The 11,854-nt window shown below is 59.4% G+C and carries 13 protein-coding genes; 5 read left to right on the forward strand and 8 right to left on the reverse strand.

Features of this window, described 5'->3' with window-relative positions; genetic code table 11:
- The first annotated feature begins 105 nt into the window (after positions 1–105).
- A complete protein-coding gene (locus AB4N85_RS17950) occupies positions 106–1,350 on the forward strand; it encodes a TIGR03862 family flavoprotein (protein WP_252868328.1) in 1,245 nt (414 codons plus the stop codon).
- Positions 1,351–1,500: 150 nt separating this feature from the next.
- Here AB4N85_RS17950 and AB4N85_RS17955 read toward each other — a convergent pair whose 3' ends face one another.
- Both AB4N85_RS17955 and yedA read right to left on the reverse strand, forming a co-directional pair.
- Positions 1,501–2,841 carry a DEAD/DEAH box helicase gene (locus tag AB4N85_RS17955; protein WP_024014423.1) on the reverse strand — a complete coding sequence of 447 codons (1,341 nt, stop codon included), beginning with the start codon at positions 2,839–2,841 and terminating at the stop codon, positions 1,501–1,503.
- Between the two features lie 52 nt (positions 2,842–2,893).
- The gene (yedA, locus tag AB4N85_RS17960; protein ID WP_110602775.1) at positions 2,894–3,829 is read right to left on the reverse strand and encodes a drug/metabolite exporter YedA; all 936 of its coding nucleotides are present in this window, start codon (positions 3,827–3,829) and stop codon (positions 2,894–2,896) included.
- A 162-nt stretch (positions 3,830–3,991) separates the two neighbouring features.
- Here yedA and AB4N85_RS17965 point away from each other — a divergent pair, with 162 nt between their 5' ends.
- Positions 3,992–4,444 carry an Lrp/AsnC family transcriptional regulator gene (locus tag AB4N85_RS17965; protein ID WP_056790591.1) on the forward strand — a complete coding sequence of 151 codons (453 nt, stop codon included), beginning with the start codon at positions 3,992–3,994 and terminating at the stop codon, positions 4,442–4,444.
- 106 nt (positions 4,445–4,550) lie between these two features.
- Here AB4N85_RS17965 and AB4N85_RS17970 read toward each other — a convergent pair whose 3' ends face one another.
- Entirely contained in the window at positions 4,551–5,063 is a 513-nt protein-coding gene (locus AB4N85_RS17970) for a BRO-N domain-containing protein (protein WP_252868329.1), read from the reverse strand.
- A 445-nt stretch (positions 5,064–5,508) separates the two neighbouring features.
- Here AB4N85_RS17970 and AB4N85_RS17975 point away from each other — a divergent pair, with 445 nt between their 5' ends.
- Positions 5,509–6,513 carry a hypothetical protein gene (locus AB4N85_RS17975; RefSeq protein WP_252868330.1) on the forward strand — a complete coding sequence of 335 codons (1,005 nt, stop codon included), beginning with the start codon at positions 5,509–5,511 and terminating at the stop codon, positions 6,511–6,513.
- 116 nt (positions 6,514–6,629) lie between these two features.
- Here AB4N85_RS17975 and AB4N85_RS17980 read toward each other — a convergent pair whose 3' ends face one another.
- The 3 genes from AB4N85_RS17980 to AB4N85_RS17990 all read right to left on the reverse strand — a co-directional run bounded on the left by AB4N85_RS17980 (position 6,630) and on the right by AB4N85_RS17990 (position 8,799).
- Entirely contained in the window at positions 6,630–7,235 is a 606-nt protein-coding gene (locus AB4N85_RS17980; protein ID WP_095181881.1) for a 3'-5' exonuclease, read from the reverse strand.
- A gap of 35 nt (positions 7,236–7,270) precedes the next feature.
- A complete protein-coding gene (locus AB4N85_RS17985; RefSeq protein WP_016773064.1) occupies positions 7,271–7,750 on the reverse strand; it encodes a LabA-like NYN domain-containing protein in 480 nt (159 codons plus the stop codon).
- 287 nt (positions 7,751–8,037) lie between these two features.
- Entirely contained in the window at positions 8,038–8,799 is a 762-nt protein-coding gene (locus AB4N85_RS17990) for a DUF2076 domain-containing protein (protein ID WP_252868331.1), read from the reverse strand.
- Between the two features lie 177 nt (positions 8,800–8,976).
- On the opposite strand from AB4N85_RS17990, the gene AB4N85_RS17995 reads away from it, so the two are divergent.
- Both AB4N85_RS17995 and AB4N85_RS18000 read left to right on the forward strand, forming a co-directional pair.
- Positions 8,977–9,651, forward strand: a complete 675-nt coding sequence (locus AB4N85_RS17995; protein WP_252868332.1) for a YciC family protein — start codon at positions 8,977–8,979, stop codon at positions 9,649–9,651.
- 75 nt (positions 9,652–9,726) lie between these two features.
- Positions 9,727–10,806 (forward strand): endonuclease/exonuclease/phosphatase family protein, encoded by a 1,080-nt coding sequence (locus AB4N85_RS18000; protein WP_252868333.1) that lies wholly within the window; start codon positions 9,727–9,729, stop codon positions 10,804–10,806.
- 11 nt (positions 10,807–10,817) lie between these two features.
- Here the strand turns inward: AB4N85_RS18000 and AB4N85_RS18005 are convergent, their stop codons facing one another.
- Together AB4N85_RS18005 and AB4N85_RS18010 are read right to left on the reverse strand one after the other, a co-directional pair.
- Complete coding sequence (locus AB4N85_RS18005; protein WP_052392144.1) at positions 10,818–11,243, reverse strand: hypothetical protein; 426 nt, start codon at positions 11,241–11,243, stop codon at positions 10,818–10,820.
- 13 nt (positions 11,244–11,256) lie between these two features.
- Positions 11,257–11,829 carry a hypothetical protein gene (locus AB4N85_RS18010; protein ID WP_252868334.1) on the reverse strand — a complete coding sequence of 191 codons (573 nt, stop codon included), beginning with the start codon at positions 11,827–11,829 and terminating at the stop codon, positions 11,257–11,259.
- Between the last annotated feature and the right edge of the window lie 25 nt (positions 11,830–11,854).

Here is an 11,854-nt window from a genome sequence, read left to right on the forward strand (position 1 = left end):
ACATCTAATTGACTGACAGACCGCGTTCGCGAGCAGGCTCACTCCTACAGGGGTTCAGCGCTGTTAGAATGCGCGCCTTGTCCCGCCATACCGCAGCGCACCCCCATGACCCAGAACTCCGCCCCCGCCAACACCCACGTCGCTATCATCGGCGGTGGCCCCGCCGGCCTGATGGCAGCCGAAGTGCTGAGCCAGGCCGGAATCCGCGTCGACGTGTACGACGGCATGCCCTCGGTCGGGCGCAAGTTCCTGCTGGCTGGGGTCGGCGGCATGAACATCACCCACTCCGAAGCGTACCCGGCGTTCCTCTCCCGCTACGCTGAACGCGCACCGCAGATCGCCCCGCTGCTGCGCGCATTCGATGCCGATGCCTTGTGCCAGTGGATTCACGATCTGGGCATCGAAACCTTCATCGGCAGCTCCGGCCGCGTGTTCCCCACCGACATGAAAGCCGCGCCACTGTTGCGCGCCTGGCTCAAACGCCTGCGCGACAGTGGCGTGGTTATCCACACACGCCATCGCTGGCTCGGTTGGAACGCAAGCGGCACATTGCGCATCGCCAGTCCGCAAGGCGAAATCAGCGTAAACCCCGACGCCACCCTGCTCGCCCTCGGCGGCGGCAGTTGGTCGCGCCTGGGCTCGGATGGCGCGTGGATGTTGCCGCTGGAGCAGCGCGGCGTGGATCTGGCACCGTTGCAGCCAAGCAATTGCGGCTTCGAGGTGCAGGCCTGGAGCGAGCTGATGGTGAGCAAATTCGCCGGCGCGCCGCTGAAAAACATTGCCATCGGTTTGAACGACGACATCCCGCGCTTGGGCGAATGCGTGATCACCGCGACCGGCATTGAAGGCAGCCTGATCTATGCGCTGTCGGCGCCGATTCGTGAGGAAATCAATCGCTATGGCGCAGCGGTTATCCACATCGACCTACTGCCCGGCCGGCCTGTGGATAAATTACAGGCGGCGCTGAGCAAACCACGCGGCTCGCGCTCGATGGCCAAGCATCTGCACAGTCAGGTGGGGATTGATGGGGTTAAAGCAGCGTTGTTGCGCGAACTGACCGACGCCGAAACGTTCGCCGATCCGGCGCTCCTGGCGCGAGCGATCAAAGCGTTGCCGCTGACCTTGGTGAAAACCCGTCCGCTGGATGAAGCGATCAGCAGTGCCGGTGGCGTGAGATTCGAGGCGATGGATGAGCGCTTGATGCTCAAGGCGTTGCCGGGGGTGTTTTGCGCCGGCGAGATGCTCGACTGGGAAGCGCCGACGGGCGGCTACTTGCTGACCGGGTGTTTTGCCAGTGGGCGGGCGGCTGGGCTGGGAATCGTGCAATGGCTTAAGCACAAACCCCTGTAGGAGCTGACGAGTGAAACGAGGCTGCGATCTTTTGATCTTCAAAAATCAACATCAAAAGATCGCAGCGTTCCGCAGCTCCTACAGGGAAACGCATCCCCAATGTGGGAGCGAGCCTGCTCGCGAAGGCGTTATCGCAGACGCCGCATCAAATCAAGGCTTGCGCTTACGCGGTCCGGTATTGAACACCGGCACTTTGCGCACCGGCTTGATCGATGGCTCCGGTGCCGAGGTCTCGCCGCTGTCGACCCACTTACCCAGATTGCGTTTTCCACCGCCACCGCCCGATGCTTTCGGCTTCTTCGGTTTTTTCGGTTTCTTGATCACCTGACCGCTGGCATCGGTGTCCGGCACGCGGTGCTCGGGTTCGAAATCCGGCTCGTTCTGGCGCTTCAGGTTCTGCCGCGTCAGCATTTCGATGGCCGAGAGCATGTTCACTTCATCGGCACACACCAGCGAGATCGCCTCACCGGTGGCACCTGCGCGGCCAGTGCGGCCGATGCGGTGAATGTAATCCTCGGCGACGATCGGCAGATCGAAGTTGACCACCAGCGGCAGGTCTTCGATGTCCAGACCACGGGCGGCGACGTCGGTCGCCACCAGAATCTGCACTTCGCTGAGCTTGAACCGGTCCAGCGCGCGCTGGCGCGTAGCCTGGGGTTTGTCGCCATGGATGCCGTCAGCATTCACACCGAGGCCCTGAAGTTTTTCCACCAGCGCATCGACGCCGTTGCGGGTCTTGGCGAACACCAGCACCTGCTTCCACTTGTTCTTGCGCATCAGGTGCACGAACAGTTCAGCCTTGCGCTTCTTGTCTACGGTGACGATCCACTGCTTGACCGTGTTGGCAGCGACGTTGCGCGGGCTGACTTCGACGCTCAAAGGATCGTTGAGCATCTGCCCGGCAAGCAGGCGGATGTCATCGGAGAAGGTCGCGGAGAACAGCAGGGTCTGGCGCTTTTTCGGCAGCATGCGGTAAATGTTCGCCAGTTCTTCCGAGAAGCCCAGGTCGAGCATACGGTCGGCTTCATCCAGCACCAGCGTTTGCAGCTGATTGAGTTTCAGCGCGTTCTGGCGGAACAGGTCGATCAAGCGACCGGGCGTGGCGACCAGCACATCGACGCCGCCGCGCAGCTTCATCATCTGCGGGTTGATGCTGACACCGCCGTACACCGCATATGTGCGCAGCGGCAGGTTCTCGGCGTATTGGCGCACGGCTTCATGGACCTGCTCCGCCAGCTCGCGGGTCGGCACCAAAATCAGCGCACGCGCCGAGTTGGCGGTGACTTTCGGCCCTTCCATGGCCAGCAACTGCAACAGCGGCAAGGCGAAACCGGCAGTTTTACCGGTGCCGGTCTGGGCGGCTGCCATCAGGTCACGACCGGCCAGCACCGCCGGAATGGCTTGCGCCTGCACCGGCGTCGGGGTCTGGTAGCCGAGCGTCTCGAGGGAGCGCAGCAAGGGTTCGATCAGGCCAAGGGAGGCGAAAGTCATGGGAGTACCGTAGGAAAAAATGACGCGGGGATGCAATGCCGCGCAGTTTACCCTAATTCGTACGCGCTTCCGTCGGAACGGCTTTCGCCTCTTCCACGGGTGGCTGTGCAGGTCGACGCCACTGCGGCAGGCTGATCAGCAGCACGGCGCTGATGATCACCAGCATCGCCAGCGCTTCTTCGATGCCGATGGTCTCGCCGACAAACACCACACCGAGCAACACCGCCACCGCCGGGTTGACGTAGGCATAACTGGTCGCCGCCGCCGGGCGCACGTGTTTGAGCAGATACATGTAGGAATTGAAGGCGATGATTGAGCCAAAGAAGATCAGATAGGCCAGCGCCAGCCAACCCTCGAGCGGCGGCATGGCTTGCAGGTGCTCGCCGCTCAGCGCACTGCCGATCAGCAAGACCACGCCGCCGACGAGCATTTCCACCGCGCTGGCCATGGCCCCCGCCGGCAATGGCAGGTATTTGCTCCACACCGAACCGAACGCCCAGCTCGCCGCCGCGAAGATCAGCAACATCGCGCCGAGCGGGCTCGATTGCAGGTTGGAACCCATGTTGAGCATGGCGATGCCAATAATCCCCAACGCCACACCGGCCCACTCCAGCCGCGTATTGCGCGCGCCCCAGAAGTAGCCGAACAACAAGGTGAACAGTGGCACCGTCGCCACCGCCAGCGCAGCAACACCTGAAGCTACCCCGGTGTGCTCTGCCACGCTGACCGCGCCATTACCAAAACTGAGCAGCAGAATGCCGACCAGCCCCGCCGCTTTCCACTGCGCCCAGGTCGGCGCAGGAGCACCGCGCCAGCGCAGCCAGGCGTACATCAAGCTGCCGGCAATGACGAAGCGCACCCCGGCCAGCAACAGCGGCGGCCAGTATTCGACGCCAATGCGAATCACCAGATAGGTCGATCCCCAAATCACGTACAACGCAAAAAACGCAGCGATCAACGGCAGGGAAAAACGGCGCAAGGCAGGCATGGGCAGCTCGACAGTCAGGCTCGGTGGATGGATTATTCTAGAAAGGCGCACGAGCAAAAATAAGTTACAAAACCTGTTTTTAGCGCCGGTACACTTTGGAAAACACGGAGATCGCCGAGTTAAGCCGCGATTTCGAAAGTCTGGCCATTTCAGGAGTTCGCCTTGGACAAATACGACCGCATGCTGCTCGGCGCACTTCTGGAAAACGGCCGCGCGTCTTACGCTGATCTGGCGCGCAAGATTAACCTCTCAGCCCCCGCCGTCGCCGAACGCGTGGCCAAACTAGAAGCGGCCGGAGTGATCACCGGTTATCAAGCAAAAATCGATATGGCGAAAATCGGCCTGCCGATCCAGTGCGTGATCGAACTGCGCCTGAACCAGCACGGCAACCAGAAGGCCTACGATGAACTGATCAAAATCCCGCAGATCACCGAATGCCATCGGGTCACCGGCGACCCGTGCGTGATCATGCAAGCGGCGGTGGCCTCGATGCCGAAGCTGGAAGAGTTGATCGATCGGGTGGCGCAGTTCGGGTTCAGCAAGACGTCGATTGTGCTTTCAAGCGCAGTCGAAAAGCGTGTGCCGTTGGGACACATCGAAGGCAACGGTAAATAATCAGGCACACCGAAAAGATTAATGTGGGAGCGAGCCTGCTCGCGAAGGCGTTGCATCAATCAATACAAAGCTGACTGACACACCGCCATAGCGACCAGCCGAATATTCAACCGTAACTGCGGCCCTCCTCGCTCAGCAAATACGGCATATCCCGCATACGGATCCAAGGCTCATTGCGCCAATGCAGGAGCCTCACCGTTTCTCCGGCACACGCGAGTAAACGCAAATGCGGGTCTGCAACCGACTTGGCGTCCTGCCGAAGCAAGGGCACGACCTGATGCGTAAGCCATTGGCGAAGGTGTCGGTTCTCAGGGGAGTAGTGGTAGATCAGCATCGAATAGACGCCGGACTCACTCAGCATCAAAGCCTTGTCAACACCTTCATGCCCAGACAGATGCATCATCTGCCTCTGATCCTCATCCAGCTTGAGCACTTGCCGTGCATTGATTTCCAGCCCCATGAGACGACCGATGTCTCGGGCACAGAACCAAGCCTCCGCATGTTGCAGAGTGGCCCGCAGTTGAATGTGATGACGGATGAATAATTGGGGCTGTATGAGCGGCTCACGAGGGAATGCTGAATCGAAATTTTCTGAGTGCGTGGGGACAACCTTGACCATGACAAATCTCCTTAAAACATCGGAGCTGCCCGCATCACTTGCAGATGATGGGTGGCAGCTGTGCGCGGGTCTGCAAGACCGAGTAGGAGACCTCGGCAGACCCGAAGGTCTCCCGCACACAGCTACCATAAATCGATAGTCGCCAATTGAAGCGACGCGATTATAGGTTTGCCAGTGGTCTCCTAACAAACTATCGGCGGGCTTGCAGTCCCGATCGCTGAATTTGCAGCGACGCACAGAGGTTAACGGCAGGGTTATCTAGGCTCAAGACGGATTCCCCCTAAACTTCAGTAGGATGCTTCGCCGAGCCATACACGTAATTAAACAAACTGATTACGGGAGACTTTTGTTCGATGGACGCCACCCAGCGCAGCAGCTAATGTCCTGAACATGCCGAGAATTGACCGTTCTCAAATAAACCGATGGACATGAAAGGAGTTCAAAAATGACTTGGAAGGGAACCCTACGCTCAATGCAGGCATCAGCGAGAAGAGCAGAGCGCAACTCAAAACGGCGACAAAGGGAATTGGAGGTGCGTCAGAAAGAATTCGAAAAAATGGAGGTCCTTGAGCAGGCCGCCTACGAAGTTGAGGTCTACGAAAATCACATAGATTTGTTGCTGTCTGTGCATAAAGACTGCGGCGAAAGGATCGACTGGAGTGAGTTCGCAAATCAACCTCCACCGATAAAACCAGCCGCACTAAATGCTCATGAAAACCAAGCGAGGGCGAAACAGGCCAGCTATAAACCTGGCTTCATTACGCGCACTTTGAAACTTGAGGCCAGACAGCGTAAAAAACTGGAATACGCTATTCAAGCAGCGGTTGCCAAAGACACGCAGCAGTTGGCTCAAGAAATAGCGGAGTGGGAAAACGAGTATCAGGATTGGAAAATAGATCACGAACTCGCGCTAGGAATTCTCGCGGGCAATGGCCAATCGAAAATTGATGCAGTTCTGCGCGTGAACCCGTTCACGGATATTTCCCACTTGGGCACGTCAATTAATTTCTCGGTCGCAGATAACGGCATTCTCGAATGCACACTCTCGGTACACGGGACCAAAGTGATCCCTCAAGACATCAAGTCGCTACTACAGAGTGGAAAACTGTCGGTGAAAAAAATGCCGATCAGTAAATTTAATGAGCTGTTACAGGACTACGTGTCCAGCTGCGTTCTGCGTGTGGGTCAAGAACTGCTAAATATTCTTCCCGAACACCTCGTCATCGTTACGGCCGTTGACTTACTCCTCAACTCCGCGACCGGCCACTTAGAGGATCAGCCCATCCTCAGCGTCGCTATTTCTCGCGAGACACTGTCCAAGCTCAACATGCAAAGCATCGATCCATCAGACTCGATGAAGAACTTTGTACACGCTATGAACTTCAAGAAAACGACAGGCTTCATGCCGGTAAGCAAGATCAATAGCCAGCAATTCTACAGTCTGGCTTAAAGCCGAACCCGCAGCCTTCGGCAGCTCCTAGAGGACATTTGATGTTCCAAAGTACACATCGTCTTATCCCATAATGGTTAAGGTGGTGTGTACAACACTCTGCAGTGGGCTAGGGATCAGCGATAACGCTGCAGATGCTCGCCGACTTTCGCCGCAGGGACTTTCTGCAACTTGCACAGCAGGTCGTGATTCAACTCGCGCACCCCGTGCTTGCCCCGCAACTCTTCCGCCAAATGCGCCATCAGATTGGCGGCCATCTCGGCATCGGCCATGGCCCGGTGAGCCTGGCCGGTATGCGGCAACTGCGCGAACGTGGTGAGCGTACCGAGCTTGTGATTCGGCGCCGCCGGCATCAGGCGCCGCGCCAGCAGCAGTGAACAGGCGAAATTCTGCAGGCGTGTGCGTTTGATCCGCCCCAGTTCGAAATCCCAGAACTTCTGGTCGAACGAGGCGTTGTGCGCCAGCAACGGCGTGCAGCCGACGAATTCGTTGACCTCTTCCATCACCCGCTCGGCCGGCGGCGCGGTGCGCAGCATGGCGTTGCTGATGCCGGTCAGTTGCTCGATGAACGCGGGGACGCGCACGCCGGCGTTCATCAGGCTCTGGTAACGCTCGACGATGCGGCCGTTTTCCAGCATGACCACGGCGATTTCCGTGGCGCGGCAGCTGCTGTTCGGCGACAGGCCGGTGGTTTCAAAGTCGATGACTGCGATGCGTTCCAAACCGGGTTCAACTCCGTACAGATAAGTTCTTGAGCTTAATTCTTTAACAGCAGCGCGCCTTCGATCGGCACGTAGCGGCTGGCGGCGCGGATCAGCGAGTTGGCGGTCAGGCCAGGGACGCCGTAGGCCACCGCTTGCACACCGTGCTTGTTGATGATGCGCTCGAGCAGCATGTCGAAATCGCCGTCACCGGAAGCCAGCACCACTTCGTCGACGTGGTCGGCGGCATCCATGATGTCCAGGGTAATGCCGACATCCCAGTCACCCTTGGCCGAGCCGTCGCTGCGCTGGATGTAGGGCTTGAGCTTCACGGTGAAGCCGAGGTTGCGCAGGATCTGCTGAAACTGCTGCTGCTTGCTGTCGCCACGGTCGATGGCGTAGGCATAGGCCTCGACGATCTGCCCGTTCTTGCTGATGTCCGCCCACAATGCGGCGTAGTTGAAGTGGCAACCATAGGCCTGACGCACGGTGTAGTAGAGGTTCTGCACATCGGCGAACACTGCGATTTTTTTCACCGGAGTTCCTGTGGGCGCGCAAGCGCACGAAGCGGGGTCAGGCGATCAGGCCTGAAAAAGGCGATCAGTATGCCAGCCAAGAGAAAGATTCAGCGAATAATCACCGGCTGGCGCCGAGATGTCCCTGACAAACGGTGTTGTGGCGAGGGGATTTAGCGAAACGTCGCACCGCCCCGCTGGGCTGCGCAGCAGTCCTCGCTTTAACCAGGAAAAGCGGGGGCTGCTGCGCAGCCCAGCGGGGATGAATCCCCTCGCCACAGGGTGCATGTCAGCCTTCAGAGGCTATGTCAGACAAAGGAGTCGTCGTCATCGAAGAACGACGAATTGTCGCTGCTGTAATCGGCGTCGCTGAAACCGCCCTGGTCATTGCCCGAGAAGCCGTTGTCCGCCACGCGCTGATCATCGCCCCAGCCGTTGTTGCTCTGGTCGGCGACCTGCGCCGGTTCTTCCTTGATGACCTCGACGATTTCTTCCGGTTGCTGATTATGGTGGAACAGGCTGCTGATGCCCTGCGCCAGCATCACACCGCCGGCCACGCCAGCGGCGGTTTTCAGCGCGCCGCCGAGGAAGCTGTTGCCCGCCGCCGGGGCTGCCTGCTGCGCATAGTTGGGCGGCGCGGCGCCGAAGCTCTGTTGTGGCGCCGGTGCCTGGTAGCTCTGCTGCTGTGCCGGTTCACGCCAGCCGCCGGAGGACGACGGCGCTGCGCTCTGGCTCGGCGCCGGACGCGAACTGCCGCCACCAAAAATGCTCGACAGGAAGCCACCGCTACCGCTCGCTGCCGGTGCGCCACTCTGGGCCTTGGCCGATTGCAGCTCGGCCTGCAGGCGCTGGACTTGCTGGGTCAGTTGCTTGTTCTGCTCATCGAGGCTTTTCAGCGCGGCCTCTTGCACCAGAATCGCCTGGGTCATGAAATAGCCCGCCGCCGGTTGGCGCGTCAGGTGTTCCTTGATCCGCGCCTCGGCCTGGGCGTCGCGCGGGGCTGCCTCCGTTTCGGCCTGTTGCAGCCGGGAAAACAGTCCATCGATCAGGGTTTGCTCTTCGCTGTTCATGGCGACCTCGTAGATTGCCGGTAATAACGTGCCCGCACCCACTCTGGGCGCGGTGCTCTCCTGTAATGGAGACAGTGACAAAACGTTTCAATGACCTTTACCGAATGTTTACGTTTGTGTCGGCCCGCGTTGCATCGGTTAAAGTGAGCCACTGTTTTCGACCTGCGATACCGACTGATGAATGCCCTCGAAGTACTGCGCGACTCTTTGTATTTTTTCAAACGCCATCTGGGCAGCATCGTGCAGTTGTGCCTGCCGCTGGTGATCGTCGAAGCTTTCTTGCAGCAGGCGGTCGATCACGCCACCGGGCCGGACACCTTCGCCGGAGTCAGCATCATCGTCGGCCTGCTGGTGTATCCGCTGTACACCGCCGCGCTGATCCTGTTTCTCGATGCGCGCAGCCGTGGCGAGTCGCCGCGCAACAGCGACCTGCTGGCGATGGCCGCAACCCTGTGGCCACGCTTCGCCGTGCTGACCGCGCTCAATACCTTGCTGATTCTGCTGGGCCTGTCGCTGTACTTCCTCCCGGGCCTGATGCTGATGGTCATGCTCGCCTTCGCTGAATACCTGTTGGTGCTGCGCGGCCTCGGGCCGTTGCAGGCGATGAAGGAAAGCCTGCGCCTGACGCGCGGGCACTTCTGGCGCATCCTGCTGTGCATTCTCTGCGTGATGACTCCGTTGTGGTTGCTCAAGGGCGCGACGCTTGCGGTGTACCCCGAACCGCAGAATCCGCTGATTGCCGGGCTGATCGACAGCGCTCACAGCTTTCTGCAACTGTTCACCAGTGTGGTGCTGTTCCGCCTGTTCATGCTGATCAGCGAATTGCCTGACAAACGTAACGGAGCGGTCTGACCGCGCCGTGCTTGGGCTTCGCGGCTGCCGTCAGGTATGCTCGGGGCCACTTCCTGTAACGCTATAAGCCGAGCCATGACCCGTCTGCTGCGCTACACCCTGCTTCTCGTCATCCTTGCCGTCGTCCTGTTCGGAGTACTGCTGTTCAGCCTGACCTGGCGCCCCGATGCCCGCGAAACCCTGCCGGTCCGTTGCAGCACCACGGCGCCGACGCTGGTGCCCGGGCAAGCACTGAAAGTCATGACCTGGAACGTGCAGTTCCTCGCCGGCAAGCGCTACGTATTCTGGAATGACCTGGCTCAGGGCGACGACGAAGCGCCGACCGCCGAAGACATGGCCTTCAGCCTCGACGAAGTGGCGCGGGTGATCCGCGACGAACAACCCGATGTGGTGCTGTTGCAGGAGCTCGACGACGGCGCCAAGGCCAGCGATTACCAGAACCAGCTCAAACTGTTGCAGGAACGTGTCGCCGATCTGTACCCGTGCAGCACCAGCGCCATCGACTGGAAGGCGGATTTTGTTCCCGAGCCACATATCTACGGCAGCGTCGGCCGCCAGTTGGCCACCTTGAGTCGCTATCGCATCGAACACGCCGAACGCCTGCAACTGCCCGTGGCCCCGAGCAACTTCATCAGCCGCCAGTTCCAGCCCAAAGACGCTTTGCTGGCCGTCAAACTGCCGCTCAGTGATGGCGGACAACTGACCGTATTCAACACCCATCTGCAGCGCGCCAGCCAGGCGGACGGCCACTTGCAGGCGCAAGTCGCCGCCGTGGCCAAGGTGCTCGACAAGTATGAAAGCCAAGGCCTGCCCTGGCTGATCGGTGGCGATTTCAATCTGCTGCCGCTGGGCCAGTACCGGCGCCTGCCCGTGGAGCGTCGCACGCCCTACTCTGCCGACAGCGAACTGCATCTGCTGTGGGACAAGTACCCGATGATCCCGACCAACAATGAAGCCGGCGGCATCGACCGGGCCAAATGGCTGACCCATTACCCCAACGACCCCGGGCTCAACGGCCCGGATCGCACGGTGGATTATCTGTTCTACAGCCCGAAGCTCAAACGCCTGCAAGCCCAGGTGCGACAGGACGATACCTTGCGCATCTCCGACCACTTGCCGGTGATTGCGCGCTTCTTGCTACCCGCTGCGCCATAAGCGCTCTGCCCTTAGAAGCCGGGCGGAATGTAACCGGGGACAAACCGGACGCCCAGGCACTTGCCATGCAGGATTCGCCCGTCCTCGATCAGGAACTGTGCAATCTTCTTCTGTTGATCGATCTTCGCCTGCAATTTGCAATCGGAACTGTGCCCAACTTGCTGATAATGCTCGGTGTACACCATGCCGTTGCCGGTATGGGTCATCGAAGTGCCAGCCGCTTCGGTGGTGGTCCAGCTCGCGGACTTGTACCAGGTCAGCACGGCCAAGGGTTCGCCATTTGGGCCGATTTCTTTTTTCATCGAATCAGGCGTGCCGAACAGGTCCAGTGCTTCCTGGAGATCGCGGCCTTCCCAGCGGCTCTGCGCGATAGTGCCACAACCGCTCAAGAGCAATCCTGCCACTAGGGTTGCCAGCCACAAACGTGTGTAAGTCATTGGATGCCCCGGCTTATTTCTTCAGTTCGAGCAGGCTGTCGATGTTGTCCATCATCTGGCTCTTTTGCTGAATCGGCGCGAGCTTGAAGAACATCTGCTGCAGCATCTCGATCATCTGCAGGTATTCCATCTTGCCCACGGCGGCCATGTCGTTTTTGGCGCGACTGCCAGGGGCGCAGGCAAACTTAAGCGCCTGCTGGACCCAGAAGTCTTTCGGGGTCTGCCATTGATTGGCAACTTTCAGATGACGCATGGTGTAGGCGAGGCGTTCGATGGACTGGCCATTGATAAAACGCACCTTGCCCGTAGAGCATTGGGCTTCGAGGTTGTAGACGTCGATCATCGGTTTGCCCGGCTCTTCATACACCAGAGTCACCGCGACCATGGTTGCGCCTTTGGTTTTCTGCGAAGGCACGACCGAGGTGGCATCGGCGACGTACATGATGTTTTTCTGAGGCACGCCGTTGCCGTAGATAATCCACCAGTCGCCAATCGGATTGGACTCTTCGGCCATTGCCGGATCAGAGGCGGCCAGCAGCGCAGCCGACAAGAAGATCAACTTCTTGAACTTGAAGAAAGAGCTCATGGGCAGTTCCGTTCCTTGGGCGCAA

The sequence above is a fragment of the Pseudomonas sp. H1_G08 genome, assembly GCF_054681355.1.

Coding starts and splice junctions, on each gene's coding strand:
- AB4N85_RS17950 (WP_252868328.1), top strand. CDS start 106: ATGACCCAGAACTCCGCCCCCGCCAACACCCACGTCGCTATCATCGGC.
- AB4N85_RS17955 (WP_024014423.1), bottom strand. CDS start 2,841: ATGACTTTCGCCTCCCTTGGCCTGATCGAACCCTTGCTGCGCTCCCTC.
- yedA (WP_110602775.1), bottom strand. CDS start 3,829: ATGCCTGCCTTGCGCCGTTTTTCCCTGCCGTTGATCGCTGCGTTTTTT.
- AB4N85_RS17970 (WP_252868329.1), bottom strand. CDS start 5,063: ATGGTCAAGGTTGTCCCCACGCACTCAGAAAATTTCGATTCAGCATTC.
- AB4N85_RS17975 (WP_252868330.1), top strand. CDS start 5,509: ATGACTTGGAAGGGAACCCTACGCTCAATGCAGGCATCAGCGAGAAGA.
- AB4N85_RS17990 (WP_252868331.1), bottom strand. CDS start 8,799: ATGAACAGCGAAGAGCAAACCCTGATCGATGGACTGTTTTCCCGGCTG.
- AB4N85_RS17995 (WP_252868332.1), top strand. CDS start 8,977: ATGAATGCCCTCGAAGTACTGCGCGACTCTTTGTATTTTTTCAAACGC.
- AB4N85_RS18000 (WP_252868333.1), top strand. CDS start 9,727: ATGACCCGTCTGCTGCGCTACACCCTGCTTCTCGTCATCCTTGCCGTC.
- AB4N85_RS18005 (WP_052392144.1), bottom strand. CDS start 11,243: ATGACTTACACACGTTTGTGGCTGGCAACCCTAGTGGCAGGATTGCTC.
- AB4N85_RS18010 (WP_252868334.1), bottom strand. CDS start 11,829: ATGAGCTCTTTCTTCAAGTTCAAGAAGTTGATCTTCTTGTCGGCTGCG.